Source organism: Halorubrum sp. (assembly GCF_046498025.1).
GTDB lineage: Archaea > Halobacteriota > Halobacteria > Halobacteriales > Haloferacaceae > Halorubrum.
Map to the genome: position 1 here is coordinate 1 of NZ_JAWOBM010000027.1, position 25,977 is coordinate 25,977.

General features: G+C 67.8%; 30 protein-coding genes. 16 read left to right on the forward strand and 14 right to left on the reverse strand.

Features of this window, described 5'->3' with window-relative positions; all coding sequences use genetic code 11:
* The 6 genes from pfdA to R6U01_RS06090 form a co-directional block, all read right to left on the reverse strand.
* Nucleotides 1–353 (reverse strand): prefoldin subunit alpha (gene pfdA / locus R6U01_RS06065; protein ID WP_410285567.1); only part of this gene is annotated, 353 nt, incomplete at its 3' end.
* Nucleotides 353–529, reverse strand: a complete 177-nt coding sequence (gene rpl18a, locus R6U01_RS06070) for a 50S ribosomal protein L18Ae (RefSeq protein WP_410285568.1) — start codon at nucleotides 527–529, stop codon at nucleotides 353–355. The genes pfdA and rpl18a, both read right to left, overlap by 1 nt.
* A 282-nt stretch (nucleotides 530–811) precedes the next feature.
* Nucleotides 812–1,477 carry a translation initiation factor IF-6 gene (locus tag R6U01_RS06075; protein ID WP_410285569.1) on the reverse strand — a complete coding sequence of 222 codons (666 nt, stop codon included), beginning with the start codon at nucleotides 1,475–1,477 and terminating at the stop codon, nucleotides 812–814.
* 1 nt (nucleotide 1,478) lies between these two features.
* Nucleotides 1,479–1,757, reverse strand: coding sequence for a 50S ribosomal protein L31e (locus R6U01_RS06080; protein WP_410285570.1), 279 nt, complete (start codon nucleotides 1,755–1,757; stop codon nucleotides 1,479–1,481).
* Nucleotides 1,758–1,910, reverse strand: a complete 153-nt coding sequence (locus R6U01_RS06085; protein WP_023498294.1) for a 50S ribosomal protein L39e — start codon at nucleotides 1,908–1,910, stop codon at nucleotides 1,758–1,760.
* A gap of 92 nt (nucleotides 1,911–2,002) precedes the next feature.
* Nucleotides 2,003–3,118 (reverse strand): M20 family metallopeptidase, encoded by a 1,116-nt coding sequence (locus tag R6U01_RS06090; RefSeq protein ID WP_410285571.1) that lies wholly within the window; start codon nucleotides 3,116–3,118, stop codon nucleotides 2,003–2,005.
* A 422-nt stretch (nucleotides 3,119–3,540) separates the two neighbouring features.
* Here R6U01_RS06090 and msrA point away from each other — a divergent pair, with 422 nt between their 5' ends.
* The 7 genes from msrA (at nucleotide 3,541) to gatA (ending at nucleotide 9,427) form a co-directional block, all read left to right on the forward strand.
* The gene (gene msrA, locus R6U01_RS06095; protein ID WP_410285572.1) at nucleotides 3,541–4,077 is read left to right on the forward strand and encodes a peptide-methionine (S)-S-oxide reductase MsrA; all 537 of its coding nucleotides are present in this window, start codon (nucleotides 3,541–3,543) and stop codon (nucleotides 4,075–4,077) included.
* Between the two features lie 610 nt (nucleotides 4,078–4,687).
* Complete coding sequence (gene ribH / locus R6U01_RS06100) at nucleotides 4,688–5,092, forward strand: 6,7-dimethyl-8-ribityllumazine synthase (RefSeq protein WP_410285573.1); 405 nt, start codon at nucleotides 4,688–4,690, stop codon at nucleotides 5,090–5,092.
* A 31-nt stretch (nucleotides 5,093–5,123) separates the two neighbouring features.
* Nucleotides 5,124–6,323, forward strand: a complete 1,200-nt coding sequence (locus R6U01_RS06105) for a pyridoxal phosphate-dependent aminotransferase (RefSeq protein ID WP_410285574.1) — start codon at nucleotides 5,124–5,126, stop codon at nucleotides 6,321–6,323.
* Between the two features lie 169 nt (nucleotides 6,324–6,492).
* On the forward strand, nucleotides 6,493–7,005 hold the full coding sequence (locus tag R6U01_RS06110) for a universal stress protein (RefSeq protein ID WP_410285575.1): 513 nt from the start codon (nucleotides 6,493–6,495) through the stop codon (nucleotides 7,003–7,005).
* A gap of 200 nt (nucleotides 7,006–7,205) precedes the next feature.
* A complete protein-coding gene (locus tag R6U01_RS06115) occupies nucleotides 7,206–7,682 on the forward strand; it encodes a universal stress protein (protein WP_410285576.1) in 477 nt (158 codons plus the stop codon).
* 87 nt (nucleotides 7,683–7,769) lie between these two features.
* The gene (gene gatC / locus R6U01_RS06120) at nucleotides 7,770–8,120 is read left to right on the forward strand and encodes an Asp-tRNA(Asn)/Glu-tRNA(Gln) amidotransferase subunit GatC (protein WP_410285577.1); all 351 of its coding nucleotides are present in this window, start codon (nucleotides 7,770–7,772) and stop codon (nucleotides 8,118–8,120) included.
* Complete coding sequence (gatA, locus tag R6U01_RS06125) at nucleotides 8,120–9,427, forward strand: Asp-tRNA(Asn)/Glu-tRNA(Gln) amidotransferase subunit GatA (protein WP_410285578.1); 1,308 nt, start codon at nucleotides 8,120–8,122, stop codon at nucleotides 9,425–9,427. Before gatC ends, gatA begins: the two co-directional genes overlap by 1 nt.
* 106 nt (nucleotides 9,428–9,533) lie before the next feature.
* On the opposite strand, the gene R6U01_RS06130 is transcribed toward gatA, so the two are convergent.
* Nucleotides 9,534–10,784 carry an RNA-guided endonuclease InsQ/TnpB family protein gene (locus tag R6U01_RS06130; protein ID WP_410285579.1) on the reverse strand — a complete coding sequence of 417 codons (1,251 nt, stop codon included), beginning with the start codon at nucleotides 10,782–10,784 and terminating at the stop codon, nucleotides 9,534–9,536.
* Nucleotides 10,785–10,920: 136 nt separating this feature from the next.
* On the opposite strand from R6U01_RS06130, the gene R6U01_RS06135 reads away from it, so the two are divergent.
* Nucleotides 10,921–11,661: a hypothetical protein gene (locus R6U01_RS06135; protein ID WP_410285580.1), complete on the forward strand. Its 741-nt coding sequence runs from the start codon at nucleotides 10,921–10,923 to the stop codon at nucleotides 11,659–11,661.
* Between the two features lie 81 nt (nucleotides 11,662–11,742).
* Nucleotides 11,743–12,249, forward strand: a complete 507-nt coding sequence (locus R6U01_RS06140) for a DUF5797 family protein (protein WP_410285581.1) — start codon at nucleotides 11,743–11,745, stop codon at nucleotides 12,247–12,249.
* A gap of 470 nt (nucleotides 12,250–12,719) precedes the next feature.
* Here the strand turns inward: R6U01_RS06140 and R6U01_RS06145 are convergent, their stop codons facing one another.
* Together R6U01_RS06145 and R6U01_RS06150 are read right to left on the reverse strand one after the other, a co-directional pair.
* Complete coding sequence (locus R6U01_RS06145; protein ID WP_410285582.1) at nucleotides 12,720–13,028, reverse strand: hypothetical protein; 309 nt, start codon at nucleotides 13,026–13,028, stop codon at nucleotides 12,720–12,722.
* Between the two features lie 85 nt (nucleotides 13,029–13,113).
* The gene (locus tag R6U01_RS06150; RefSeq protein WP_410285583.1) at nucleotides 13,114–13,656 is read right to left on the reverse strand and encodes a carboxymuconolactone decarboxylase family protein; all 543 of its coding nucleotides are present in this window, start codon (nucleotides 13,654–13,656) and stop codon (nucleotides 13,114–13,116) included.
* A gap of 106 nt (nucleotides 13,657–13,762) precedes the next feature.
* Between R6U01_RS06150 and R6U01_RS06155 the strand changes: the two genes are divergently transcribed.
* Nucleotides 13,763–14,692, forward strand: coding sequence for a 1,4-dihydroxy-2-naphthoate polyprenyltransferase (locus R6U01_RS06155; protein WP_410285584.1), 930 nt, complete (start codon nucleotides 13,763–13,765; stop codon nucleotides 14,690–14,692).
* A gap of 2 nt (nucleotides 14,693–14,694) precedes the next feature.
* The gene (locus R6U01_RS06160) at nucleotides 14,695–15,822 is read left to right on the forward strand and encodes a mandelate racemase/muconate lactonizing enzyme family protein (RefSeq protein ID WP_410285585.1); all 1,128 of its coding nucleotides are present in this window, start codon (nucleotides 14,695–14,697) and stop codon (nucleotides 15,820–15,822) included.
* A gap of 23 nt (nucleotides 15,823–15,845) precedes the next feature.
* On the opposite strand, the gene R6U01_RS06165 is transcribed toward R6U01_RS06160, so the two are convergent.
* The gene (locus R6U01_RS06165) at nucleotides 15,846–16,256 is read right to left on the reverse strand and encodes a halocyanin domain-containing protein (RefSeq protein ID WP_410285586.1); all 411 of its coding nucleotides are present in this window, start codon (nucleotides 16,254–16,256) and stop codon (nucleotides 15,846–15,848) included.
* Nucleotides 16,257–16,365: 109 nt separating this feature from the next.
* On the opposite strand from R6U01_RS06165, the gene R6U01_RS06170 reads away from it, so the two are divergent.
* Nucleotides 16,366–16,818: a DUF5799 family protein gene (locus R6U01_RS06170; protein WP_410285587.1), complete on the forward strand. Its 453-nt coding sequence runs from the start codon at nucleotides 16,366–16,368 to the stop codon at nucleotides 16,816–16,818.
* 33 nt (nucleotides 16,819–16,851) lie between these two features.
* Here R6U01_RS06170 and R6U01_RS06175 read toward each other — a convergent pair whose 3' ends face one another.
* The 3 genes from R6U01_RS06175 to R6U01_RS06185 all read right to left on the reverse strand — a co-directional run bounded on the left by R6U01_RS06175 (nucleotide 16,852) and on the right by R6U01_RS06185 (nucleotide 19,436).
* The gene (locus R6U01_RS06175) at nucleotides 16,852–17,001 is read right to left on the reverse strand and encodes a hypothetical protein (protein ID WP_410285588.1); all 150 of its coding nucleotides are present in this window, start codon (nucleotides 16,999–17,001) and stop codon (nucleotides 16,852–16,854) included.
* 17 nt (nucleotides 17,002–17,018) lie between these two features.
* Nucleotides 17,019–17,213, reverse strand: coding sequence for a hypothetical protein (locus R6U01_RS06180; protein WP_410285589.1), 195 nt, complete (start codon nucleotides 17,211–17,213; stop codon nucleotides 17,019–17,021).
* 396 nt (nucleotides 17,214–17,609) lie between these two features.
* Nucleotides 17,610–19,436 (reverse strand): ABC transporter ATP-binding protein, encoded by a 1,827-nt coding sequence (locus R6U01_RS06185; protein WP_410285590.1) that lies wholly within the window; start codon nucleotides 19,434–19,436, stop codon nucleotides 17,610–17,612.
* A gap of 273 nt (nucleotides 19,437–19,709) precedes the next feature.
* On the opposite strand from R6U01_RS06185, the gene R6U01_RS06190 reads away from it, so the two are divergent.
* The 3 genes from R6U01_RS06190 (at nucleotide 19,710) to R6U01_RS06200 (ending at nucleotide 22,462) form a co-directional block, all read left to right on the forward strand.
* The gene (locus tag R6U01_RS06190; RefSeq protein ID WP_410285591.1) at nucleotides 19,710–20,630 is read left to right on the forward strand and encodes a hypothetical protein; all 921 of its coding nucleotides are present in this window, start codon (nucleotides 19,710–19,712) and stop codon (nucleotides 20,628–20,630) included.
* Nucleotides 20,627–21,484 carry a hypothetical protein gene (locus tag R6U01_RS06195; protein ID WP_410285592.1) on the forward strand — a complete coding sequence of 286 codons (858 nt, stop codon included), beginning with the start codon at nucleotides 20,627–20,629 and terminating at the stop codon, nucleotides 21,482–21,484. Before R6U01_RS06190 ends, R6U01_RS06195 begins: the two co-directional genes overlap by 4 nt.
* A 72-nt stretch (nucleotides 21,485–21,556) precedes the next feature.
* Nucleotides 21,557–22,462 carry a glycosyltransferase family 2 protein gene (locus R6U01_RS06200; RefSeq protein ID WP_410285593.1) on the forward strand — a complete coding sequence of 302 codons (906 nt, stop codon included), beginning with the start codon at nucleotides 21,557–21,559 and terminating at the stop codon, nucleotides 22,460–22,462.
* Between the two features lie 176 nt (nucleotides 22,463–22,638).
* Here R6U01_RS06200 and R6U01_RS06205 read toward each other — a convergent pair whose 3' ends face one another.
* Nucleotides 22,639–24,729, reverse strand: a complete 2,091-nt coding sequence (locus R6U01_RS06205) for a hypothetical protein (protein ID WP_410285594.1) — start codon at nucleotides 24,727–24,729, stop codon at nucleotides 22,639–22,641.
* A 162-nt stretch (nucleotides 24,730–24,891) separates the two neighbouring features.
* Between R6U01_RS06205 and R6U01_RS06210 the strand changes: the two genes are divergently transcribed.
* Nucleotides 24,892–25,944 carry a phosphotransferase family protein gene (locus tag R6U01_RS06210; protein WP_410285595.1) on the forward strand — a complete coding sequence of 351 codons (1,053 nt, stop codon included), beginning with the start codon at nucleotides 24,892–24,894 and terminating at the stop codon, nucleotides 25,942–25,944.
* Nucleotides 25,945–25,977: the final 33 nt, after the last annotated feature.

Sequence of the window (25,977 nt, forward strand, 5' to 3'; positions counted from 1 at the left end):
TCGAGCTCGTCGACCTCCTCCTGCGTCTCCTCGATGCGGTCGTCGAGCGCCTCCTGCTTGCGCCGGAGCACGTCGACGGCGTCGCCCTCGCTCTGCTCCGCGGAGTAGTTCCCGCCGAGCGAGACGATGATCTCGTCGATGTCCTGGACCTCGGCGCGGACGTAGGCGCCGCCGCCGAGCGGGACCTGCACCGTCGCGCCCGTGTCGAGGGTCTCGATCGCCTCGACCGCGTCGTCGATGTCGGACTGCTCCTCGCGGTAGCCGGCGACCTCCGCTTCCAGCGCCTCGATCTCCTCGTCGAGCGCCTGCAGCTCCTGGGAGAGCTGCTGGAGCTGCTGTTGGCCGCCGCCCATCATGCCGCGGTCACCTCCTCGATCTCGATCTGGGTGCGCTTCCGGTTATGCTGGCTCCCGACCGTGGTGTAGATGCGCTCGCGGGCGAGGTCCTCGTTCTCCGCCTCGATTTCCTTCGTGAACGGCTGGTAGTCGCCTCGGCTCTGGAACCGTCCACTCACCGTGTAGGTAGTCATGTTCATCGATCCGGCAGGGACAGGGAAGTATCTTCCTAAAAACTGAGGACTCCGAACCCGGACCGGATCCGCCTCGTTCGGGCTTGACGGGCCGAATTCGGGACGGATAGAGGGAACGACATGGAGGGAGCACGGGAACGACGCGCATCCGGCGGCGGGCCGACCGCCGCCGACGTGGCACCGGTCGGGAGAGAAGCGGGAGAAGCCCGGACCGGGAGTCGATTCGGTCGCGACGACCGCGGAGTCGGTCGGTGAACCCGGAGTCAGTCGATGAGTCCGGAGTCAGTCGATGAATCCGAGCGTCTCTTCGATCCGGCCCAGCTCGGGGCCGGTGGTGTCCTCGCCGACGACGTAGCCCTCGTCGGTGGCGACGAGCCCGGAGCCGACGAGCGGCGCGCCGTAGTTGACCGTGCCGAGGTCGGCGCGGACGTCGAGCGCCTCCTCGACCGCCTGCAGCTCCGCCTCGGTCGACTTGGGGTGACAGAGCACGCCCGTGTTGTTGGCGACCGCCGCCGAACCGACCGTGCGGACGTCGCCGAGGTCGCCGCGCTCCACGGGGACGCCGAGGGTCTCCCTGATCGTCACGATCGACTCGCGCGGGAGGTCCGGGTGGACGTACGCGCCGTAGTCGTTCGCGAGGACGACGTTGCCGGCCGCGTTGATCTCGCCGGGGAGCTCGCCCACCTCGCGGTCGGCGGCCTCGGCGATCCGCGTCTGCTCCCGTTCGGTCGCTCGCGCGGAGACGAGCACGCCGTTCTCGTTGCCCGTCGCGAGGGAGCCGACGGTGTTGGCGCCGCCGACCGTCGTGAGGAGGGGCTCGGCGCCCAGCTCCTCGCCGAGCGCCTCGGCGAGCTCCTCGTCGACGTCCGGACGGACCAACAGGAGGTCGTCGATCGCGCGGGCGAACACGCCCACGTACGACGAGCCGGTGAAAGTCGCCCGTAACACGTTACTCGGCGTACTCGGCTTCGACGACGGGCTCGCCGTCCTCGACGAACCGGGCCGCGCGGACGCGGATCTTGCTCGGCGGGTGCTGACGCCCGTTCGCCCAGACGGCCTCGTTGACCGAGGTGTCGATGACGACGTCCGCCTCGTCGACGGAGAAGTGCTGCGCGAGGTGATCGCGGACGATCCGCATCGCGAAGTCGGCGCGCTCCTGTACGGGCTTGTCCTTGGCGTCGCGGAGCGGGACGGTGACGACGCGCTCCTCGAAGTCGCTGGTGCTCATTTATTCGTCCAGGTCGTTCCGGCGCCAGTTGCGCCGCTTGGGGTTTCGCGTCACGTTCATGTCCGTCTTCATCATGACCCACGCGGGGACGCGGGTGTTCTGGCGCTCCGCCTTCGCCAGACGCTTCTTCTTGGCCTTCGATTTGTCTCCCATAGTAGCCCACAGTTTCCGCGGGGCGCATAAAACCCCTTCCATACGGGGTCGCTCGCGGCGTCGAGGGACGGACTCCGGGGCGTCACAGCGGGTCAGAACGGTCGCTCTGCGAGGTCGCGGTAGATCCGGTAACACCGGTCCAGCACGTCGGTCCCGACGCTCTCCGTGTCGGTGTGCGCCTCGCCGGGCTCGGAGGCCCCGCACACGAGGGGCTCGGTCCCGACCTCCGCCAGCCACCCCGCGTCGGTCGCGTGGGGCTTGACGACGTGTTCGGGCTCGTCGAGCCCCAGCTCCTCGTGGACCTCGCGGGCCACCGCGAGCGTCGCCGTCGCGAACGCGTCGTCGCCGCACGCCATCGGCGGGAGGTCCTGCTCGATCTCCCACTCGACGCCCGGGACCTCGGCGGCGCGGGCGAGGTCGGCCCGGTCGCCCGGGACCGTTCGCTCGTCGATCGTCACCTCGCAGCGCTCCGGGATCACGTTCCACGTCTCGCCGCCCTCGACGGTCGTGACCGCGAGCGATCCCGTGACGGACTCGCCGAAGACGGTCGCTTCCGGGGCGTCGAGCCCGCGGACCACGTCGATCGCGTCGCTCGCCCGGTAGATCGCGTTCTCGCCGTGCTCGGGCTCGGAGGCGTGCGCCGCGGTCCCGCGCGCGACGAGCGTCGAGGCGCGCCGGCCCTTGTGCGCGACGACCACGTCTGTGACGCCCGGCTTCGAGTAGTCCGTCGACCCCTCGGCGACGACCGCGCGGTCGGGGACGAACCCCTCGTCGATCGCGTGGCGCGCGCCGGTCCCGCCGACCTCCTCGCCGACGAACGAGGCGACCGCCAGCTCGCGGCCCGCCGGCGGCTCGGCGTCCCGGAACGCGAGCATGCAGGCCGCCACCGCGCCCTTCATGTCGGCCGCGCCGCGCCCGTATATCCGGCCGTCGCGGCGCTCGACGAGGTACTCCCCGGCGTTCCCGTCGCCGGTCGTCTGGCGCTCGGCCGGCGGCACGACGTCGTGGTGGCCGACCAGCGCGAGCGTGTCGGCGTCGGGGTCTCCCGTCGCGCCTTTATAAGCGATGGCGTTGCCGACGGCGTCGCGCTCGACCCGCGCGTCGGTCTCCGCGCGGAGCCACGCCTCGATCGCGTCGCCGGCGGCGGTCTCGTCCTCGTGGGAGGGGATCGCGACCAGCTCCTCGGTCAGGTCCGCGAGTTCGTCCATACGGGCGGGTCGGCGCTCGGCGATTTAAAGACTGAGTCTGGCGAGTGGAGTCATATACGAGTCGCGGTGGCGCGCGCCTGCGAGGCTGCACTCGCGGCCGAGCAGCGCGTGCGAGGGACGCGGTGAGCGCTCGCAGAGCGCGAACCGCGAGGCTGGGGAGGCGTGAGGTCGCGGTGCCGTGCGGGGCGGGACTCAAAGGGGCAGGCGGGAGGCGGGCACAGGCGACGTAAGCACCGCAGGGAGCGAGTGGAACGAGCGACCGAGGAGCGCAACGAGCGTGTGTCCGCCTCCCGCCTGGGGCTTTGGAGGTAGTCACCGTCGATCCGTCGTTATTGATTTATAAATACGAAGTCGCGGTACCGATCGTCCCCCACTCGTAAGCGCGCGTCATTAATACGTCTCCGAGCCCTTAGAGCGAGTATATGTCCGATCAGCTCGAAACCGCGACGCTCGGCGGCGGGTGCTTCTGGTGTACCGAGGCGGCGCTGGAACTGCTCGCCGGCGTCGAGTCGGTCACGTCCGGCTACGCGGGCGGTCACGTCGACGACCCCACGTACAAACAGGTGTGCTCCGGCAACACCGGTCACGCCGAGGTCGTCCAGGTCGAGTTCGACCCCGACGTGATCGCCTACGACGAGGTGCTGGAGGCGTTCTTCGAGGTCCACGACCCCACCCAGCTCAACCGGCAGGGACCCGACGTCGGGAGCCAGTACCGCTCGATCGTCCTCTACCACGACGAGGACCAGCGCGCAGACGCCGCGGCCTACATCGAGGCGCTCGACGAGGAGTACGACGACGACGTGGTGACGGAGCTCGACCGACTGGAAACGTTCTACCGGGCCGAGGAGCACCACCAGGACTACTTCGCGAAGAACCCGAACGACGCGTACTGCACCTTCCACGCCAAGCCGAAGATGGAGAAGGTGCGCGAGAAGTTCGAGGCGAAGGTCGCGAAATAAGCCGTCTGGGTCGCCGTAACCCCTTCTCGATCATCGGCCGCTCGTACAGAGCTAAGCGACAACAGAGCGACAGCGACTACCTCCCAAGCCTCAGCCGCTCGGCGGTACGTGATCGATGGCCCTCCGGTGAACGCCTCCAAAGCCCCAGCCGCGACGGCTCGCGTGACTCGCTGCGCTCCTCGGTCGCTCACTTCGTTCGCTCCCTGCGGTGCGTGCGTCGTCAAGCGTCGCCCTCGCGGCTGCCCCTTTGAGCCCCACCCAACCGCACAGCGACCACCGGAAGACGGTCGCCTCGCTTCGCTCGGCGCTGCGACTTCCGTGCTCCCGCTCGCGTTGCTCGCGGGAACGCAGCCTCACTCCTCCCCAGCCTCGTCGCCGGCGGCGGAGCCGCCGGCTGCGGGAGGCGCTTCGCGCCTCGCTGCCGCTCGCTACGCTCGCGGCGTCCCTCGCGCGTGCTGACTCGCGGCCTGTCGGCCGCTCGCAGGCACGCGCCACCGCCTCGGCCATTTATAAGCAACACTCACCCAGTCTGCCACTCGTCCCGAATTCGTTCGGCCGGCGACCCGCTCCGGAACGGTAGACCTTTGCCGTCGCCGGTGCGAGCGGTCGTATGGTCTCGCTGGGACTGGTGGTGGCGCGGTTCAACGACTCCGTCACGGAGCCGATGGCCGAGGCCGCCCGCGAGGCGGCCGCCGACCGCGACGCCGTCGTCGTCGACGAAGTGAGCGTGCCGGGGGCGTACGACAGCCCGCTGGCCGCCGACCGGCTTGCGCGCCGCGACGACGTTGACGCGGTCGCGGTCGTCGGCGCCATCGTCACCGGCGACACCGACCACGACCACGTCATCGCGAGCGCGACCGCCGAGGGGCTTACGCGGGTGAGCCTCGACCGCGACACCCCCGTCACGTTCGGCGTGAGCGGCCCGGGGATGTCCGGCGCGGAGGCGCGCGAGCGGATCGACAAGGGCGCGGAGGCGGCCGACGCCGCGATCGACCTCGCGACGGAGCTCGAATGAGCACCGGAGACGACACACGGAACACACGACAATGAGCGACGCATACGAATTCTCGGACCGGATCGGACGCGTAGAGCCCAGCGCGACGCTGGCGATATCGAACCTGGCGGCGGAGAAGGAGGCCGAGGGCGCCGACATCGTCGACCTCTCGGTCGGCGAGCCCGACTTCGACACTCCCGCGAACGTCGTCGAGGCCGGCAAGGAGGCCCTCGACGCGGGTCACACCGGCTACACCTCCTCGAACGGGATCCCGGAACTGAAGGAGGCCATTGCTGAGAAGCTCCGCGGCACCGGCATCGACGCCGACGCCGACGAGGTGATCGTCACCCCCGGCGGCAAGCAGGCGCTGTACGAGACGTTCCAGACGCTGATCGACGGCGGTGACGGGTCACACCCGTCACCCAGTGGGACTTCGTCCCACTCTGGCGACGAGGTCGTCCTCCTCGACCCGGCGTGGGTCTCCTACGAGGCGATGGCCAAGCTCGCCGGCGGCGAGCTCTCCCGCGTCGACCTCGCGCCCCACGGCTTCCAGCTGGAGCCCGCGCTCGACGACCTCGCCGAGACGGTCTCGGACGACACCGAGCTGCTCGTGGTCAACTCCCCCTCGAACCCGACGGGCGCGGTCTTCTCCGAGGCCGCGCTGGAGGGCGTCCGCGACCTCGCGGTCGAACACGACATCGCCGTCATCTCCGACGAGATCTACGAGCGCATCGTCTACGACGCCGAGCACGTCTCGCTCGCGAGTCTCGACGGAATGGCCGACCGCACGATAACGATCAACGGCTTTTCGAAGGCGTTCTCGATGACCGGCTGGCGGCTCGGGTACCTCCACGCGACCGAGGAGTTCGTCGGGCAGGCCGGGAAGCTCCACTCCCACTCCGTCTCCTGTGCGACGAACTTCGTCCAGCGCGCTGGCGTTGAGGCGCTGGCGAACACCGACGAGTCCGTCGAGGAGATGCGCCGGGCGTTCGCCGACCGTCGCGACCTCCTCGTCGACCTCTTCGACGAGCACGGCGTCGACGTCGACGTCGGTGACGGCGCCTTCTACATGATGATCCCCGTGGACGAAGACGACCAGGCGTGGTGCGAGGCCGCCATCGAGGAGGCGTCCGTCGCGTGCGTCCCGGGCAGCGCGTTCAACGCGCCGGGGTACGCGCGCATCTCCTACGCCGCGAGCGAGGAGCGCCTGCGCGAGGCGGTCACCCGACTCGTGTCGAACGACCTCTTATAAGGCGGACGGACTCGCGGTCGCTCCGTCCGTCGATCGTTCACTCGATCACCCCGCCGATATCCGAGCGATCTCCGAGGCAGTTCCGCGGCCGAGAGACCGGATCGGTCGATAGCGCGAATCTGCGGTGCGTTTTTATCGCTGCTCCTCGAAGTTTCAACTCGATTTGACAATGTACGACAACATCCTGTACCCGACGGACGGGAGTGCCGGATCGGAGGCGGCGGCAGCGCACGTTCGAGAACTCGCGTCCGCGTTCGACGCGACCGTGCACGTGCTGCACGTCGTCGACACGCGCGAGGGCGGACTGGGTGTGAGCGGGGCGTTCTTACACGGGGAGGGGAAGGGAATGAGCGGGGAGTCGGCCGAGGGGGGCTACCTCGGCGGACACGAGGAACGGCCCGACGTCGACAAGATCGACGACAGGCTCACCACGCACGTGACGGACCTCATGGGAGACTCGTCCGAATCGCTCGACGAGATTCACCTGCGGACCGCCGTCAGGAAGGGGGCTCCCCATTCGGCTATCCTCGGATACGCCGACGAGAACGACGTTGACCTCATCGTGATGGGAACGCACGGGCGGACCGGCGTCGAGCGCTACCTGCTCGGGAGCGTCACCGAGAAGGTGGTTCGGCTCTCGGACGCGCCGGTGGTGACGGTCCGAGCTGACGAGAGCGAGTGACGCCGCCGACGCGTTCGCGCTTCCGTCGCCGCCGACGCGTTCGCGCTTCCGTCGCCGCTGACTCGTTCACGCTCTCGTCGCCGCTGACGCGACGTGCCGATATCCGTACTCCCGGTGTGAGACGCACCAACGTGTCCCTCCTCCGGCGCTCCGCCGGTGGGGTTTTATATAACTGTGTGGATGGTTGTCTTGGTGACGACATGTACGAACAGATACTGTATCCAACGGACGGAAGCGACGGTTCCGAGGCCGCGATAGCACACGTACGAGAGATGGCCGAGGCGTTCGACGCGACGGTTCACGTGTTACACGTCGTCGACACGCGTCAGTTCACGATCGGGACCGATGGAAACTACCTCACCGGGCCGATGGGCTACACGGGAGACCGACCGTCCAGGGAGGACCAGAAACACAAACTCGAGGAGCGCGCCAGACCGTTCGTCGAGGAGGTCGCGGCCGGTTTCGCGGGGATCGACGCGGTGTCCGTGGTCCGGGAGGGGAACCCCCACAAGGTCATCCTCGAGTACGTCGACGAGAACGACATCGACCTCGTCGTGATGGGCGCGGAGGGTCGCACCGGCGTCGAACGCTACCTGCTCGGCAGCGTCTCCGAGCGGGTCGTGCGGCTCTCGGACGCGCCGGTGGTGACGGTCCGGGCCGAGGCAGAGGAGGAGTGACGTCCGGCAGCCGACGCTAGGCACCGGCGGGTCCCGAACCGTCCGCCGTTCCGAAACTCTTACTCCCGGTCCGGGACACCTCGACGTATGAGCGATACGTCCGAGTCGACGGATGACGCGGGGGAGGACGCGGCGGCCGACGCCGACGCGTCCGCGGGTTCCGACGCGCCCGCCGTCGACGCCGAGGAGGTCCGTCACGTCGCGGAGCTGGCCCGGGTGCGCCTCGCCGCCGACGAGGTGGAGACGTTCGCCGCCCAGTTCGGCGACATTCTCGACTACTTCGCGGCCCTCGACGAGGTCCCGGAGACCGAGCGCGAGGAGGAGCTCGTCAACGTGATGCGAGCCGACGAGGTCGAGTCGGGGCTCACCCAGTCGGAGGCGCTGTCGAACGCCGAGGAGACGGAAGACGGCTACTTCGTCGGGCCGAAGGTGTCGTAATGGCGGTCGATCTCAACCTGTTCATCACCGAGGAGACGATCGAGGGCGACGCGGACGCCGAGGGACCGCTCGCGGACGCGACCGTCGCGGTCAAGGACAACATCTCCACGGAAGGCGTCAGGACGACCTGCGGCTCCGAGCTGCTCGCCGACTACGTCCCGCCGTACTCCGCCACGGTCGTCGACCGGCTGACGGACGCGGGCGCGACGGTCGTCGGAAAGGCGAACATGGACGAGTTCGGGATGGGGACGACGACCGAGACCTCGGCGTTCGGTCCCACCCGGAACCCCGCCGACCCCCAGCGCGTTCCCGGCGGCTCCTCCGGCGGGTCGGCGGCCGCGGTCGCCGCGGGCGAGGCCGACCTCGCGCTGGGCTCCGACACGGGCGGGTCGGTGCGCTGTCCGGCCGCGTTCTGCGGCGTCGTCGGGATCAAGCCGACCTACGGGCTCGTCTCGCGGTACGGCCTGGTCGCGTACGCGAACTCGCTCGAACAGATCGGGCCGATCGCGGGCACCGTCGAGGAGGCGGCGGCCGCGCTCGACGTCATCGCGGGCCCGGACCCGCGCGACGGCACGACCCGCGACCCCGCCGACGCGGAGGGCGCCGACCCCGACGCGAGCTACGCCGCGGCCGCCGACGGCGACGTCGACGGGCTCGCGGTCGGGATCCCGACCGAGCTGTTCGAGGGCGCCGACGAGCGCGTCGTCGAGACGGTCGAGGCCGCGATCGCGGACCTGGAGGCGCGAGGGGCGGAGACAGCGGAGATCTCGCTTCCCTCCGTGGAGCACGCGGTGCAGGCGTACTACGTGATCGCGATGGCGGAGGCCTCCTCGAACCTCGCGCGCTTCGACGGCGTGCGCTACGGCAACCGCGCCGACTCTGACGGCAACTGGAACGAGTCGTTCGCGGAGACGCGCGAGGAGGGGTTCGGCGCGGAGGTCAAACGCCGGATCCTGCTGGGGACGTACGCGCTCTCGGCGGGCTACCACGACAAGTACTACGAGAAGGCGCAGGACGCCCGCGCGTGGGTCCGGCGGGACTTCGAGGACGCCTTCGCCGACGTCGACGTGATCGCGTCGCCGACGATGCCGGTGCTCCCCTTCGAGCTCGGCGAGAGCCTCGACGACCCACTGCGGATGTACCTCGCGGACGCGAACACGACGCCCGTCAACCTCGCGAACCTCCCGGCGATCTCGGTGCCGGCCGGCGAGGCCGACGGGCTCCCGGTCGGGCTCCAGCTCGTCGGCCCGAAGTTCGGTGAGGAGAGGGTGATCCGCGCCGCGAGCGCGGTCGAGGACGCCAACTGAGTCGCCGCCGATGCCCGTTCTTAGTCCGATTTAAACCGCGTTGAGCGTCTCGGCCGGTTATGTTCCTCCCGCCCCTGGGTCCGAGCGCATCGTCAGGAACCCACGGCTAAAGCCGTGGGCTTGTCGGTGAACTCCCGCTCTGGCCATCGCTGGCGGGCGTGAAATCGCCACTCGCGTTCACTGTTCCCGACTTCAGGGCCACCTGACAGTTGGCCCGTCCAGAGCCAGACTTGAGCCAGTTCTGGACAAGACGCCACGCAACGTTCCGCGCGGCGTTGTAGTCTGCATGCAGCTCTCTGCCGCACTTCTGGCACACGAACTCGTCGCCGTTTCGGTTGGTTCGGTGGGTGAACCCACACTCGCCGTGACTGCATCGCTGGCTGGTGTACGCCGGGTTCACCGCCGTAACCGTGATGCCGTATGCTTCGGCCTTATATTCGACGTGCCGCCGAAGTTCGCGAAACGCCCACTGCTGAAACTTTGAGCCGTTCGAGATCCGTTCACGAATTCCCTCCAGTTTCTCGAAGGCGATTGCCGAACAGTCGTGTTCACGCGCTTCCCGAACGACTTCTTTTGAGACCCGATGGAGGTAGTCTTCACTCCACCGAGAAAACCGATTGCCGATGGACTGGATCGTGAGGTGTGCCGAGCGCGTCCCCGTCTGTTGAAGCTTTCCACGTCGGCGCTCAAACTCGTCACGTCGGTGGTTGAGGTAGTCGGCGTTTCCGAGGAACATGCCAGTCGAAGTTACCGCGAGAGAGCCATCGACGTTGCAATCGACGCCAAGAACCGCTCCGTTCTTGATCGTCGACGCATCGACATCGATGTCTTTCTGCACGGCGACGTGAAGGAAGTAGTCACCATCCCGCTTGTGAAGGGTCGCTTCACGAGGCTCCCAATCATCATCGAACCAGTAGTCCTCAAAGACGGTTCCCGCCGGATCGGCGGGGAGGACGTATTCGGTTTTCACACGCCCATCGACTGTCGAGAGCGTGCAATAGTCGTCGTTGTACGTGACGGTGCGAGCGCCATAGACCACGGCCGTCCCACGGAACTCAGGCTTGCTCGCTCTCCTGCCGTCGAAAATACGCTCTTTGCAGTTTGAGAGCGCGTCTGAGGCTAAACTTCGGGCGGATTGGACGTGGTTCGCTGTGAGATCGGTCTGGTCGCGCACTTCGTGATACGTTGCCGCGTTGAGATCGCCCTGATTGGTGACGATCCCGATCGGGTCGTCGTCCCATCCAACGTCTGCGACGTATTGCGCGGCGAACCGAAACTGCTCGAACGTCTCATCGAGAAGGTCGTGATCCTCTTCGTCAACGGCGAGTTTTAATTGGATGTTCCGAACGGCCGTCACACATCATATGTCGATAGAGTATTACTTAAAACTCGGTTCTGGAGCGGGGAGTTGGATCGGCTATCGCTGCCGGATATGTCATCTATTGTCGGCTTCCTCCCACCCCTAAAGGGGTGGGTCTCCGCCTTGAATTTCTATGACCGACACCGAATCGACGGCGACGGACGCGTTCGATCGCGAATCAGTTCGCTCCGCCAGTCGGGTCGCCATCGCGGCGCTCGCGCTGGTGGGCGTGTCGTACCTGTTCACGCTGCTCCCGGGCGTCGGCCGCCTGGTTCCGCTGACGCCGGTCACGCTCGCCGCGGTCGCCAGCGCCGTGGTGACGGTGGCCGTGGTCGCCCTCCTCCTGTACGCGGCGCCGAAGGTCGCCGCGCTGACGCGCGCCGCCCTCCACCGGACCGACGCGGCGGCTCACGTCGAGCGGATCGCGGAGAACGGCGGCGCGATGGCGTACTGGCTCGTCGTGCTCGCGTCGCTGTTGGTCGCGCACCGCGGACTGGCCGGCGCGATCGTCCCCCTGCTCGACGGGTTCGCGTGGGCGTACGACGCGGCGTTCCTGACCGCCTCGTTCGTCCCGCTCGTCTTCGTCGTGGCGCGGCTGACGGTGACCGTCGATCCCCTCTCTGAGCTCGTCGCCGATCGCGTTTCGGCGGGCGAGCCCCCGGCGGACGCCGACGCGAGCGAGTCGGGGTCGACCACGGCTCCCGGCGACGACGGCGGCGCCGCGGCGACTCCGACCGAGATCGACGCGACCGGCTCGCACGGACACTCGGCCGCGGAGCGGTGGGGCGTCGGGGAGGCGGACGTCCCCGACGACGAGGCGGCCGCGACCGACCACAACGCGGCCGCGACCGACGACGGGTCGACGCGCTCCTGAGGCGGGGCGACCCGGTCGGGTCGGCCCGCCGCCCGGATCGCGATCCGGAACGTCCATACCTGCCCCGGTGGACGGACTCGTATGGCGCTGACCGACGAGGAGCTGAGCCGGCTCGCCGACATCGTTCGCCTCCAACCGACGAAGAACGGCGAGCTACAGGACGCGTGGGACCTCGACAGCGGCAGTGAGGTCCACCAGTATCTGGAGAACCACCTCAAGGAGTACTACTACCGCGACGACGACAGCCTGATCCGGTCGACGGCCGAGGCGAACGACCTCGTCGACGTCGAGCCCGGGATCGAGGCCGACGCGGTCGCGAAGGGCGGCGCGCCGGAGACGATCCGCGTCCCCGAGCTGGTGGCGCAGGTGTTCGAGGTCTTGGCCGGCCCGGACGAGCGCTCGCAGTCGGTCGTCAGCGTGCTCAACGCGGTTCGGGAGGCGTTCGACGTCGACCCCGAGGTCGAGGAGGTCCGGCGCGCGCTGCGGACTCTCGAGCGCAAGAACGTCGTCGAGGTCGTCTACCGGACCGTGCCGACGTTCAAGCTCGCCGTCGAGCGCGACGAGATCACGGTCGAAGTGAGCGAATAAACGTTCGTCTGCAGTGTACGTTTATAAACAGTCGACAGCGGATCGACGGTAAAGCCCTCCAAAGCCCCAGCCGCTCGGCGATACCTCGTTGCTGACGTAGCGACGGTCAACACCTCCAAAGCCCCAGCCGCTCGGCGATACCTCGTTGCTGACGGAGCGACGGTGAACACCTCCAAAGCCCCAGCCGCGAGGACGGCGCACGCTCGCTGCGCTCCTCACTCGGTCGCTCACTTCGTTCGCTCCCTCGTTGCGGTGCTTCCGTCGCCTGCGCCGTCCTCGCGACTGCCCCTTTGAGTCCCGCCCCGCACAGCACCGCACCTCACACCTCCCCAGCCTCGTCGGTCGTCCTCCGCGTTGCTCCGGACGACCGACTCCCTCGTGCGGTCTGCTCGCGTCCTGTCGGACGCTCGCAGGCGCACGCCCCGTCTCTGGTTTATTAAGGGCTGATGATCTTAGTCGGCTTCCCCGCCTCACATCCCCATGTCGGCGGCGGCGCCGGGGACGGGGAGGTCGTTGACCGCGACGCCCAGCAGCTCCGCGGCGTGGTCGAGCGCCATGTCGAACCCGTAGTACCGCTCCAGTTCGTCGCCGGACGGTCCCCCCCGGACCTTCAGCATCGCGTAGCCCTCGACGTTCTGCGCGACGGTCGCCTCGGCGCCGTCGGCGGAGAACGTGAGCAGCCGCTCGCCGTCGGCTTCCTCGTAGCGCGCGACGATCCCGTTCGCTTCGGCGTCGGTCGACCGCGTCTCGGCTCCCTCTTCGGCCGTCGTGTCGCTCATGAGATCGGTACGGACCGACCCCAGTCGTATCTGTCGGTCGGTGGGGTCGGTCGGAGGGGTCGATGTCTCGGGCCCCCGGCGCGACCTAGCGCGGGTCCCAGCCGTGGAACTGGCTCCCCGACTCCAGTTCGAGGTCGAACGCCTCGATCATCCCGCCGAGCCCGGCGTACCCCTGCGCGAGCGCGGCGATCCCGACGATCGTCCCGTCGTCGTAGCGGCCGGCGATCTCCTCGTGGATCACCGCGTCGACCTCGCGGCGGACGACCGCGAGCGCGTACTCGACCAGGGTCGTCTCGTCGGCGTCGAGCGGCGCCAGGTCCCCGGTGCCGATCCCCGCGATGACGTCCTCGTCGATCCCGACGCCGCGGGCGATGGTGGCGTGCTGGTGCCACTCGTAGCGGTTCCGCGTCTCGCGGGCCGCGGCGAGGATCACGAGCTCGCGGTCGCGGTCCGAGAGCCCGCTGTCGGTCCACAGCGAGCCGAGGAACGAGCGCAGCCCGGCGAGCACCGCCGGGTTGTTGCCGAGCGACCGGTAGACGTGGAGGGGTTTCCCCTGTAACGACGACTCCAGCAGCTCCTCGTACTCCTCGGGCACGTCCGACGCGTCGACGTAGGGAACGCGGGCCATGTGTCGGCCAGACCGCCCACCGGCATAGCTGTGGGTGTCGCGGACGGCCCCACCGGATCGAGCCGGGATGGTAAGCTTAAGGGACGCGACGACCGTATCGCTGGTAATGAGCACCGAGGTGTCGCGGCGGCGGGCGTGGGTCATCGCCGCGCGGCCCCAGACGCTGCCCGCGGCGGCCGCGCCCGTGATCGTCGGCGTCGGCCTCGCGCTCCGGACGGGCGCGTTCGCCCCGCTGCCGGCGCTCGCCGCGTTCGTCGGGGCGGCGCTGATCCAGATCGGCACCAACTTCGCGAACGACTACTACGACGCGATTCAGGGGGCCGACACGGACGACCGCGAGGGGTTCACCCGGGTCGTCGCCAGCGGCCTCATCGAGCCGGCCGAGGTGAAGCGGGCGATGTGGCTGACGTTCGCGGCCGCGATCCTCGTCGGCACCTACCTCGTGTACGTCGGCGGCGTCCCGATCCTCCTGGTCGGCCTCGCGTCCGTCGCCGCGGGGATCGCCTACACCGGCGGGCCGTACCCCCTCGGCTACCACGGGCTCGGCGACCTGTTCGTGTTCGTCTTCTTCGGCGTGATCGCCGTCACCGGCACCTACTACGTGCAGGCGGCCGCCCTGGTCGGCGACCCCTTCCCGCTGTGGCTCCCCGACGGGACCGTCACGCTCGCGGCGGTCGTCGCCAGCCTCCCGATCGCCGCGCTCTCGACGAACATCCTCGTGGTTAACAACGTCCGCGACCTCCAGGAGGACGCGGCGACCGGCAAACGCACCCTCGCGGTCCGGTTCGGCTACGGCTTCTCGCGCGCCCAGTACGTCGCGCTGCTCGCGCTCGCGTACCTCGCTCCCTTCTGGTTTCTCGCCCGCGGGGACGACCTCGCGGTGCTGCTCCCACTCGTCACGCTCCCGCTCGCGGCCGCCGTCGCGCGTACCGTCGTGACCGAGACCGCCGGCGACGCGCTCAACCCCGCGCTGGAGTCGACCGGCAAGCTCCTCGCGGCCTACGCGGTCGCGTTCGCGGTCGGCCTCGCGCTCTGACGATGCGGCTCCGTCCCTTCTCGCTCGGCCTGACGACCCCGCTGGCCACCGCCCGCGGCGACATCACAGAGCGCGAGGGGTTCCTCGTCGGCGTGGGTCCCGACGACGGCACCGCCGCCGGCGACGACGGCGCCTCCGGTGACGAGACGCCCGCCTCGGGGCTGGGCGAGGCCACCCCCCTCCCCGGCTGGACCGAGTCGCGGTCGGCGTGCGAGTCGGCCCTCCGAGGCGCTCGAACCGAGGAGGGCACGCTCGTCGACGACGCGCGCGACCGCCTCGACCCGGTCGAGACGCCCGCGGCGCGCCACGGCCTCGCGCTGGCGCTCGCGGACGCCGCGGCGCGCGACGAGGGACGCCCGCTGGCCGCGCACCTCGCGGACGGGCGGGGTCTCCCGACGCCGGCCGAGTCGGTCCCGGTCAACGCGACGATCGGCGACGGCGACCCCGAAACGACCGCGACGGCGGCGCGGCGAGCCGTCGCCGAGGGGTTCGGCTGCGTGAAAGTGAAGGTCGGCGCGCGGCCCCTCGACGCCGACGCCGAGCGCCTCCGCGCGGTCCGCGACGCGGTGGGGGACGACGTCTGTCTCCGGGCCGACGCGAACGGGGCCTGGGACCGGTCGACCGCGCGGGCGGCGCTCGACCGCCTCGCGCCGCTGGATCTGGCGTACGTCGAGCAGCCGCTCCCCGCGGACGACCTGGACGGCGCGGCGGCCCTCAGGAGCGATCGGGAGGACGGGGAGCGCGCCGACGGCGACCCCCCGGTGCCGATCGCCCTGGACGAGTCGCTCGCGCGCCACGACCTCGACGCCGTCCTCGACGCCGGAGCGGCCGACGTCGTGGTCCTGAAGCCGATGGCGCTCGGCGGGCCGGACCGCGCGCTGGCGGCGACGACGGCCGCGCTGGCGGCGGGCGTCGAGCCCGTGATCACCACCACGATCGACGCCGTCGTCGCGCGGACCGCCGCGGTCCACGTCGCGGCCGCGGTCCCCGACGTCGCCCCCTGCGGGATCGCCACGGCCTCGCTGCTCGCCGACGACCTCGCGCCGGACCCGTGTCCGGTCGCGAACGGGTCGATAGCGGTGCCGGACGATCCCGGCCTCGCCGGCGGCGCGTTCGACGGGCTGCCGTGACCACCGGGCCGCCCCCGGAGCGGCTACCGCTCGACGACCTCGACGGTCCCCGCCATCCCCTGCGTCTGGTGGGGGGTGCAGACGTACTCGTAGGTGCCCGGCGTCGCGAACTCGTGTTCGAAGGTGAATCCCTCCTCGGCAGCCAGGTCGGACTCGAACGCCCCGTCCCTGTCGACGACGTTGTGGCTCCCGCCCACGCCGGTCCACTCCCAGACCACCGTCGTCCCGACGTCCACCCGGAGGGCCGCCGGCGCGAACGCGAGGCCGCCGTCCGCGCCGACCGTTACCGAGGCGGTCTCCTCGCCGGTCCGGTCGACCGTCTCCGCGTCGTCGCCGTCGCCCCCCGGAAGGAGCATCCCGGTACAGCCCGCGAGCCCGACGGCCGAGGCGGTGCCGACGGCCGCGAGCAGCTCCCGTCGCGTTCGCGCGTTCATATCGGAGGGAGGTTCCGGACGGTATAAAACGTCCCGAGACGACGGCAGAGAACGGCGATCGACGGGGCGAGGGAAAGGGGCTTGTACGGCGGCCGCCGAACGGAACGGTATGAGCGAGTGGACAGACGCGATCGTCGGCGAGCGCATGACCGTCGACAACCAGTTCACGGACCGGGTGGCGGCCTCGCGGTTCTCCAGCCAGGAGTGGGGCCTGATCATGACGGCGACGGAGTTCGAGATCGAGGACGCCGCCGACCCCGACGACGCCCGCCTCGTCGCCGACACCTCCAGCCTCCCGGCGATCATGCCGGAGCTCGAGAACGTCCGGTCGCAGGTCGCCGCGATGGGCGGCGCGCAGGGCGGGCGGGACGGCGGGAGCTCCGGCGGCCTCTTCGACTCGATCAAGGGCGTGCTCGGACTCGGCGGCTCCGACGACGGGGGCGTCGACCCCGACGAGCTCGCGGCCGCCGAGCGGCTGGTCCAGGAGTACGCCGACGAGCTGCAGGCGCATCTCCAAGACACCGGCAGGTGGGAGCAGGTCAGGCTCGCGTACCAAGAGTAGAAGGGGCGGACGCGGTCGGCGGCGCTCCCGTCGCTACTCCCCGTCGCTGCCGCGGAACAGCGTCAGCTCCTCGGCCTCGTAGATGCTGATCAGCTCGCTGACGATCTCGTCGTACTCCTCGTCGTCGACACGGAGCGCGTCGAGCCGCTCGACCGTCTCCTCGTCGAGGTGGATCTGGGGCATACGCGGCGATTCGTCGGCTAGGTAATAAAAATCCCCGGTGGGTCCCACCAGATTGGTCTTGTACGGTTTGCAACGGTGAGGTCGGCATCAAAAAGGTCCGCCTCGGTGAAGTCGGCATATCCGGGGGTCGTCCCTCTGCGGTCGGCGTCTGGCTCATTCTCTTCCGGGGTAACATCGGGATCGTCGGGGATGTCGTACTGGGGATCGGGCATACCGACATACCTGTCAGCATCGGCCCAATTCCACCGCCTACAGCGGGTTCAATTGTCGCCGCTGGACATAGACGGGTCGTGCGACTCGATGTGATCGACTGAGTTTCGTTTGAACAGAGAGGTCTCGTGACGCAGTTCAGGTCGCTCTGTCCCCACAGAACTGGCCAGACCGGGAGCCGTACGAATAGTTTCCGGTCGAGCCAGTCGAGAAGCGAACCTCTACCACGCTGAGGACAGACGGTGTAACCACCCACGGCCACTCCTCTCGCCGGTTGCGATTCGTGGCCCGCACCGTACAGTTGGTGCCCGCACTGTACGTCTGGTTGGTTAACCGTTTGCGCGCACGCTCTCCCGTCATCCGGTCACGGTTCGCTCGGACTGCAGCGTCTCACTTCCTCAGTCGTCCAAGGCGGGTTCAGTCGACTGAAGCGCGTACAGCTCGGCATAAGTCCCGTTTTGCTGGAGCAACTCGGTATGCACTCCACGCTCTACAATTCTGCCGTCCCGCATCGTGTAAATGTGGTCAGCATCGGTCGCCGGAGACAGTCGGTGACTGACCATGATGACCGTTAGCTCCTCGGTCTGTTGCTGGATTGCCTCATGGACCTTGGATTCAAGTGTGGCGTCCAAATCGCTCGTCGCCTCGTCCAGAACGAGCAGTTCCACGTCGCGAAGCAGCGCGCGCGCGAGAGCGACTCGCTGCCGTTGCCCGCCGGAGAGCTGTACCCCGTCCTCACCGAGTTGAGTGTCATATCCGTCCGGCAGTTCACCGAGAAGCTCTGACAGCTGTGCCGCCTCGCAAGCCGACTGGAGTTCCCCGTCGGTAATCGATGTATCTCCGAGCGTGAGATTGTACCGAAGCGTGTCGCTAAACACGAACGGATCCTGTCGGACAACGGCGATACGGGACCGCCACGCGTCGAGACTGAACTCGTCGATTGACCGCCCGTTTACCATTATGCGCCCGCTTTCTGGGTCGTATAGCCGGGCGACAAGTGAGACAATCGTCGACTTCCCGGCACCCGATGGCCCCGTAAAGACGGCGAATTCCCCCCGGTCGATGTCGAAGGAGACATCATGCAGTACCCGGCTGTCTCCGTAGCTGAACGAGACCCCGTCGAACTGGACGCTGTCAATTACGGCTGATGGGGACGCTGTCCCCGGGTCCGGCTTCGCGTTCCGGTCGAGTTCTTCGATGAACGCCTCCGTCCGGACGACGTGTGGCAGATCACCCTCAAGCTGGTAGAACAACTGACTGCCGTTGCTGACAAGCGGTGCGAGCCGAAACATCGCAAACAGAAAGACACCGAGTTCGCCGAGTGACAGCGATGTCGCTCGAATCGCGGCGTAAATGAGCGTGAAAATGACCAGCGCGCTCAACAGCTGCTGGCCGCTCTGGACAGCGGCGTCGTTCCGACGGAGGGTCACTTTCGCGGTCACGAAGCGGTCGATAAGCGAACTGAACCGGCGGGAGAAATCCGCGTTCATGCCGAACAGCTTGACCGCTCGGATTCCGCGCAGGCCCTCCTGTGCGGTGGTCTGTATCTCCTCGTTGACTGCGGCAACGCGGTCGCCGACGACGAACGCTGGTTCGACGCCGTACCGAACCACGGCGAAGACGATGGCTAACAGCACCACAGTCAAGACAGTCAGCAACGGCGCGAAATACAGCGCTATCAGCAGATACATCGAGACGAGCAGTATCTTCTCGAACAGCTTGACCAGATATTTGATCGTCTTACTTGCCACGTCAGTCTGGGTGATAACCGCGTTCAGCATCTCGTCAGAGCCGTGCTCGTCGAAATACTCAATTCGAGCGTCGAGTGCGGCGTCGAAGGCGCGACGCCGGAGCGAGCCCACGTACTCGCGCCGGAGTTTCTCGCGGAGCCAGGCCACGCCGAAGCTAGCGGTGAATCTGGCGCTCATCGCAAGCGCCACCCCCACGATTACCCACTCGAGCGAGAACGGGATGCCGAGCGTGTCATACACACGGACGAAGGCGCCAGCGAGGCCCCCATCAGCTGCAGACGGCGAATCGGACTGAGCTATCTGTATGATCGGCGCCAAAAATCCCAGTCCGACGCCTTCGAGCAACGCAGCCAAGACGCCGAAAATGACGATTAGCACTGTAAATAGCGGTCTGAACTCCAGAATCCGGCGAATCGACTGTACCTTTCTCCTGAGAGAAATTTCGCCGGAACTTGGGGGATCTGATTCTGACATTTATATTTGCGTCGTCCAGTCGCTGCTGTGGGCGGACCAACGCCGACTGGACAGGTTGTTATGATGGGAATACCGGCTCGGATTTGGCCACGTAACGTCCAGAGACGCCACAACCCGAAATTACCCCGGTAGTCAAAAAACAAACGGCTCGAACAGCTACTCTGGCCGCGTATTACCGTATTTGCTCACACGTGTGTCTAATCCCGGCAGGCGGCTCTAATGCGCTTATAACTAATCCACTGGCAGTTCCCAAATCGCCTAGAAAACACGAAGATGACTTCCGTCACGGGGATCTGCCGAGACGTCGCAACGGCCGTATGGAACAGAGACGCTCGCGAACTCGAACGAATGGCACGCACTGCGGCCACGGACGCGATGCTCCGAAGCCCGGTTGCCTCGCCACACTCGCGCGAACTGTACTCGGCACTCGCCCCGCGATACTACCGCCGGCGGTATCAAACGGATATTGAGGGACCAGTGGCGCCAGACCCCTTCAAACGCGAGCGGGTCGACCCGGCTCGGGTCGAGCGGTTCACGCGGCGCGTGTATCCGCCGTGGCGTAACCGCCGACAGCTCTTTGGAACAGTCCGGTCCGGTGACTGGGACCGTCGCCCCCACGCCGACGCGCCGACAGACGGTGGGCCACCGAGGCGGCTCTTCGTTGCTGGCACCATCGAAGACACGCTCCTGTTTCGCTCGCTCGACAGCCACTTCAACGACGGGATACCGTGGGCGGAGACGAAGTTCGTGCAGGAAGTGCTGAACTACCTCGCAGCCGGCCGAGAGCACGTCTGGCACGACTGCGAGAGTGAGTCCGATGTCTACCGGCGCTGTCGGCGCCTAGACGCGTACTACCGAACTCTGTCCCGTGACGGGTGCGAGAGCCAGGCAGAGCGCATCGACGTGGCCGAACGCGAACGGGGCTTTCTCGATGTCTTAGAAAATGAAATTATCGTCGACATCGGCCGCGACGGGGAGTTATTGCTCGTGAGCGGAAAACACCGGCTGTGCCTCTCACGGCTCCTCGAACTGCCGACAGTTCCGGTCGCCTTCCTCGTTCGACACGGTGACTGGATAGCAACCCGGCGAGCGGTCGCTGACGGCGAGAGCGTCCGAGACCCCGCGCACCCGGACCTCCGAGATCTCCTGGCCGCCCAGAGCGAGACGTCAGCCAATGAGGTGGTCGCCGCGTGATCGGCAGCGCCGCCCATCAAATCGGTTCCGGTGTTAAAGACACCGTCAGAGACAGGGCGACAAGCAGTTTCGGGTCGCTCATGCGAAGTTACTTTTCACTGACGAGTCCCGACGGCGACAGTATCATGCACGAGAAGTGGGACCAACTCGTGATTCTGGACGGCTGCCGATACGACACCTTCAGGGAGTACAACACGCTCGAGGGAGCGCTGTCGACCCGCATCTCTCACGGCGCCCAGACGCCGGACTTCCTCCACCGGAACTTTTCAGGTGCCAGCTTCCCCGACACGGTGTACGTGACCGCGAACCCGATTCACAGGGTCACGGAGTGGTGCAACGTCGAACTCGACACTGTCTTCCACGAGGTCGTCGACGTCTGGGCGGACAAGTGGGACGACGAGTTCGGTACCGTCACACCAGAGGACATGGTCGAGGCGACCCGACGCGTTTACGAGCGCTATCCGGAGCGGCGAGTGATTGCCCATTTCATCCAGCCACACTACCCGTTTATCGGCCCGACTGGCCAGGATATCGATCACAGCGGACTTAATGGTAAGGACCGGGCCGAACAGGGCAGTGACGCAACGGACGAACGGACCGTCTGGACGGCGGCCCGCGAAGGGGACCTCGCAATCGAACAGGTCCGCGCGGCGTACGAGGAGAACCTCCGACTGACACTCCCACATGTCCGAGAGTTGCTGGCGGAGTTCGACGGAACAACAGTCGTCACGTCCGACCACGGGAACCACCTCGGTGAGTTCGCAACTCCGTTTCCGATCCGACTGTATGGCCATCCGGAAGGGGTCCGGACGCCCGAACTGATCAAAGTTCCATGGCTCGTGGCCGATGAATGACACCGAACGGTATCCGCGCGATCGCCGGAGGGACAGCTAATCTTGAGCGCTCCAACTGACCCGACAGTCAGCGTGGTCTTACCCACGTACAACCGCGCTCACACTGTTCGGAGGGCTATCGACAGCGTGCTCTCACAGAGCTACGAGGATTTCGAACTCATCGTCGTCGACGACGGCTCAACCGACGACACACCTGCGGTCCTCAACTCGGTCTCCGACGACAGGGTGCAGTCTCTGCGGTTTCCCGAAAACAGGGGCGCAAACGTCGCACGGAACGCCGGCATTCGCGAGGCGGACGGTGAATACATCGCGTTTCAGGATAGCGACGATATCTGGCGGCCCAGTAAGCTCGAGTTGCAGGTTGCGGCCCTCGACCAGGCCGGAGAGTCTGTCGGTGTCGTGTACACAGGTTACTACCGAGTCTACGATGGGAGAAAAAAGTACGGGCCACGGGGGAAGGAAACACTCGCCGGTGATATCCACGACGAATTGCTCAAGGGCAACGGCTGGTTCATCCCGACAGCGGTCACGGCAGTTCGGCAAACCTGCTTTGAGACGGTGGGTCTCTTCGACGAGCGACTACAACGGCTGCAGGACTGGGAGATGTGGCTCCGGCTTTCCGAACGGTATACGTTCGAATTCATCAACAAACCACTGATAGAGAAACACATGCGACAGGATGAGGTGAGCATCCGCTCCGACACGGCCGCGTTCATCGACGCGATGGAACTCATCCTCAGTGAATACCAGGCAAAGTTCCAGGCCCGGACCGGCCGACTCGCCCAGCACCAGCGGCAGCTGGGATATCACTATCTCCGAGACGGACGGCATCTGCGGGGGCGCCTCTACTTCTTGCGAGCGTTACGTAACGACTGCAGTGTTGTTTCGGTCGCAGCCGCACTCGCAGGGATGGCCGGTCCCGGTAACTACCGACGCATAAAGGAGGCGCGCCGGCTCGTCAATGGGATACTCAGTTGATCACACTGACGAACTCCTGATGGATTGTGTCAGCGTTGTCGGATTCACTCCCGGCGTAAACGCCGGGGTTCTCTCCTCGTAGAAAGATAGGCCGTTCCCGACCGGCTCGCGTCGACGCGACCCCACCCCCTCGACCCTCTAGGTACCGGGTCCTCCGGTGAAAGTCGACGACACGTCTATTGCTGACGGCTCCGCTCGGTGCGTCTGCCGGCTTCGCTCGATTGCCGAAGAGCACGGCGGGCGCGTTCCTCAAGCCCCTTCTCCGTGAGTTCCTCGCACGGGAGGATGACCTCGCCGTCGACTCGGAGGAGCGCGTCCGGCTCGCGAAGCAGATCGAAGAGCACCGTCGCTGGCACCGATCTCGTCTCTCTCTCTCGTAATCCGGCGAGTTCGGTTTGCTCGGAGAATGTATCGTAGATCATGAACGCCTCCGTACCGAGTCGGCCAGACATCGTGACCACGGTGGATCGGACCGTTCGGAGCCCGTCTTCGCCCACGGCTTCTATCGACAGATCGACTATCGAACGTCCCTGATTCGACGCTATCTGAACCGCGGGATCGCCGATGATCCGATCGCGCTCCACGGTCGGATTCGACGAGAATCGAACGCTCGGGGCGATCGGGATGCCGGTGGCCAGGAGTCCGGTCAGCTTTCGAATTCGCGTCGGCGTCAGCGGTTTCTCGGCGACTATCGCCCCGAGTCCGCCGTTTTCGGCGGCGAGCACGCCGTCGGTCACGTGGTCGGTCCACTCGAACACCGTCAGCGCCGGCGCGCCGTCAAGGTCGGCGATCGCCACCGCGCCGTCGGCCGCGGCGATTTCCCCGCCTCCGACCGGAAGCCCGCAGTACGCGACGTCCACTTCGGGGTCCGAGAGCACTGCAAAAACGGCCTCGACGTCCGGGCGTTCGATCACTTCCCACTCGCCGACGCCTTCGGGCACCGCCGGTTCGGAGAAGGCGGCACGGACCGCATCCGCGCGCTCCGCCGACTCGACCAGCGCGACGACGCGGACCGCGCCGCGCGCGGTGGTCTCCCGGCGGAGCGGGTTCTCGTAGCTCGCGGGCGTCAACACCGACGTGCCGGCGGGCAGCGGGTCGTCGTCCGGGTGCGGGACCACGTTCTCGGGCGCGAGCCACGGCGAGGTCGCGAGCGCCGCCGGCGCCTCGGGATCGGCCGGCTCCGCCGCGCCGCGCACCCGCACCGGCGCTAGCACGTGCGCGAGGTGGGGGAGGAGCGCTGCGCCGGCGGGCCCCGGCCGGAGCACCGCCTCGGTCGGCCAGTCGGGGGTATAGGGCGCGACCGTCGCCGGGTCGACCTCGAGGTACTCCATCAGTCGCTCGCTCATCGACCGGTCGGCGAGCTTCGGCGGGTAGAAGGGAAGCTCCGCGCCGATCCGCTCGTACTCGTACCGGTCGGACGGGACGTATCCCTCGGTGCGCGCGAGCGTGTCGAGGAAGAACCACGTCCGGAGCAGCTCCTCGGCGCGCGCTTCGAGCGCGACGCCCTCGGTCGGCAGCGACTCCACGTAGCCGGTGTCGAGCCGGATCGCGGGCGCGTCGCCGACCACCATCCGCGCGCCGAGGTAGTACGAGAGCGTTGAGAGCCGGTAGACGTCCGCGTACTCGGGGCGGACGACGACCTCGACGCCGGTGTCGGGGGGGACCAACGGGCTCGGGACGTCGAGTTCGTCGCCTCGCTCGATCCGCGGCGGATACCCGCGGAGCGTCGGCCACGAGCGTTCGGGGGAGAACTCCTTGATCGACGAGCCGAGCACCGAGACCGCCTCGGCCAGCGCGGCCGGGTCGTCGGGGACCGTGATCGTCGCCTCCGGGCGAGTGTGGAGCGACCGCGCGCCGACCGTGAGTGTTGTCGGTCGGTCGAACTCGATCGCGATCGGTCCGGAATCGGTCGCACCGGTCGTCGAGGGCTCGACGTCGTCGGCGCGGACGAGCACTTTGGTCGCTCCGTTGATCTCGAAGCAGTACGACCCCCGCGGGAGGTCCATGGGATCGTCGAGCCTGGCGATGAAGTCGCCGTCGCCCGCCCGGACGGCCACCGAGGAGTACTGCGGGACCGAGAGCGACGCCGCCTCGACGCTGATCGCCTCGTCCACCGGAAGCGGGAACAGCTCCGGGAGCGCGGGCTGCGGATCGGGCTCGCGGTCCAGCACGAGTCGGAGGTCCTCGCCCTCGAGCGCGTCGCGGACGCGAAGGGTCTCGCCGTCGACCGTAAATCCGACTCGTTCGTTCGAGACGTCGGCTCTCACTTGTAGCTGATAGCTCCACGACAAGTATGAGAGTGTCGGTGTTTCGTCGATCGCGGGATCCGCCCGACAGTGCCGTCGGTAGCCCGCTCTCTTCCCGGCGATGACGGCGGTCTCCCCGGCGACGGCAGCAGACTTTAGACCGATCGAACGCGACACGACGGTATGGACGAGGCCGTGGCGGCCGCCCTCGGCGCGGCGTTTCCGGAGCGGTCGGTCGAGCGCCTGACCGACGTCGGTCCCTCGTGGAACGGCGCCAACGAGACCGTCGGCGTGGTGTTCGCGGACGGGAGCCGGGCGTTCTGTAAGGTGGCGGTCGACGGCGACGGCACTCGGATCGCCCGCGAGCTGGCGGTGCTGCGGTACGTGGCCGCCGAGCGACCCCTCGCCGTCCCGGAGGTGCTCGCGGGCGACCCGGACTCGGACCCCCCCTATCTCTTCACGGGGCCCGCGCCCGGCCGCGAGCTCCTCGACGTGTGGACGGACCTCGGCGACGGGACGCGGGGGGAGCGGGACGCCGAACGCGAGGCGCTCCTGCGGCGCGTCGGCGCGACGCTCGCGACCCTCCACGCCGAGCGGTTCGAGACGCACGGCGAGATCGTCGGGAGCGACCCTCGGGGCGGGCTCGCCCTCGACCGCGCTCCGTGGCCCGACGTGCTCGTACAAACGATCGAGCGCACCCGCGAGATCGGCACGTCGGAGCGGCTCGCTCACCACTACGACGCCGTCGTCGACTGCGTGGAGGCGAACCGCGACCGCCTCCGCGACGCCCCCGCCGCGCTCCTCCACGGCGACGTCGCGATGCCGAACCTGTTCGTCGTCGACTCGTGGGTGGGACGCGACGCCGGGACGGAAGGGCACGCCGGAGCGGGGCGCGACGGCAGGGCGGGAGGGAGCGACGGGATCGCCCCGATCGACTGGGAGCTCTCCCACGTCGGCGACCCCGCCCGCGACCTCGTCAGGGCGGAGGACCAGCTCCTCAACGGGTTCGACGAGCGAGGGCCCGAGCGATACGCGACGGCGCTCCGCGACGGATACCGCGAGCGCGCCGGTGGACTGCCCGAGGGGTTCGCGGCCCGACGCCCGATTTACGAGGTCGTCCGAATGCTCGGCCGGTCGGGGTTCATCGACCAGTGGACGACCTACCTCGACGAGCCGATGGCCGACCTCGTCGACCGCGCGGAGGCGGAGCTGCGGGTGCGACTGGAGGCGGTGTGAGGTGGCCGATCGGAGGCGGTGTGAGGAGGCCGG

Coding starts and splice junctions, on each gene's coding strand:
- rpl18a (WP_410285568.1), bottom strand. CDS start 529: ATGACTACCTACACGGTGAGTGGACGGTTCCAGAGCCGAGGCGACTAC.
- R6U01_RS06080 (WP_410285570.1), bottom strand. CDS start 1,757: ATGAGCACCAGCGACTTCGAGGAGCGCGTCGTCACCGTCCCGCTCCGC.
- R6U01_RS06085 (WP_023498294.1), bottom strand. CDS start 1,910: ATGGGAGACAAATCGAAGGCCAAGAAGAAGCGTCTGGCGAAGGCGGAG.
- R6U01_RS06090 (WP_410285571.1), bottom strand. CDS start 3,118: ATGGACGAACTCGCGGACCTGACCGAGGAGCTGGTCGCGATCCCCTCC.
- msrA (WP_410285572.1), top strand. CDS start 3,541: ATGTCCGATCAGCTCGAAACCGCGACGCTCGGCGGCGGGTGCTTCTGG.
- ribH (WP_410285573.1), top strand. CDS start 4,688: ATGGTCTCGCTGGGACTGGTGGTGGCGCGGTTCAACGACTCCGTCACG.
- R6U01_RS06105 (WP_410285574.1), top strand. CDS start 5,124: ATGAGCGACGCATACGAATTCTCGGACCGGATCGGACGCGTAGAGCCC.
- R6U01_RS06110 (WP_410285575.1), top strand. CDS start 6,493: ATGTACGACAACATCCTGTACCCGACGGACGGGAGTGCCGGATCGGAG.
- R6U01_RS06115 (WP_410285576.1), top strand. CDS start 7,206: ATGTACGAACAGATACTGTATCCAACGGACGGAAGCGACGGTTCCGAG.
- gatC (WP_410285577.1), top strand. CDS start 7,770: ATGAGCGATACGTCCGAGTCGACGGATGACGCGGGGGAGGACGCGGCG.
- gatA (WP_410285578.1), top strand. CDS start 8,120: ATGGCGGTCGATCTCAACCTGTTCATCACCGAGGAGACGATCGAGGGC.
- R6U01_RS06135 (WP_410285580.1), top strand. CDS start 10,921: ATGACCGACACCGAATCGACGGCGACGGACGCGTTCGATCGCGAATCA.
- R6U01_RS06140 (WP_410285581.1), top strand. CDS start 11,743: ATGGCGCTGACCGACGAGGAGCTGAGCCGGCTCGCCGACATCGTTCGC.
- R6U01_RS06145 (WP_410285582.1), bottom strand. CDS start 13,028: ATGAGCGACACGACGGCCGAAGAGGGAGCCGAGACGCGGTCGACCGAC.
- R6U01_RS06150 (WP_410285583.1), bottom strand. CDS start 13,656: ATGGCCCGCGTTCCCTACGTCGACGCGTCGGACGTGCCCGAGGAGTAC.
- R6U01_RS06155 (WP_410285584.1), top strand. CDS start 13,763: ATGAGCACCGAGGTGTCGCGGCGGCGGGCGTGGGTCATCGCCGCGCGG.
- R6U01_RS06160 (WP_410285585.1), top strand. CDS start 14,695: ATGCGGCTCCGTCCCTTCTCGCTCGGCCTGACGACCCCGCTGGCCACC.
- R6U01_RS06165 (WP_410285586.1), bottom strand. CDS start 16,256: ATGAACGCGCGAACGCGACGGGAGCTGCTCGCGGCCGTCGGCACCGCC.
- R6U01_RS06170 (WP_410285587.1), top strand. CDS start 16,366: ATGAGCGAGTGGACAGACGCGATCGTCGGCGAGCGCATGACCGTCGAC.
- R6U01_RS06175 (WP_410285588.1), bottom strand. CDS start 17,001: ATGCCCCAGATCCACCTCGACGAGGAGACGGTCGAGCGGCTCGACGCG.
- R6U01_RS06180 (WP_410285589.1), bottom strand. CDS start 17,213: ATGCCCGATCCCCAGTACGACATCCCCGACGATCCCGATGTTACCCCG.
- R6U01_RS06185 (WP_410285590.1), bottom strand. CDS start 19,436: ATGTCAGAATCAGATCCCCCAAGTTCCGGCGAAATTTCTCTCAGGAGA.
- R6U01_RS06190 (WP_410285591.1), top strand. CDS start 19,710: ATGACTTCCGTCACGGGGATCTGCCGAGACGTCGCAACGGCCGTATGG.
- R6U01_RS06210 (WP_410285595.1), top strand. CDS start 24,892: ATGGACGAGGCCGTGGCGGCCGCCCTCGGCGCGGCGTTTCCGGAGCGG.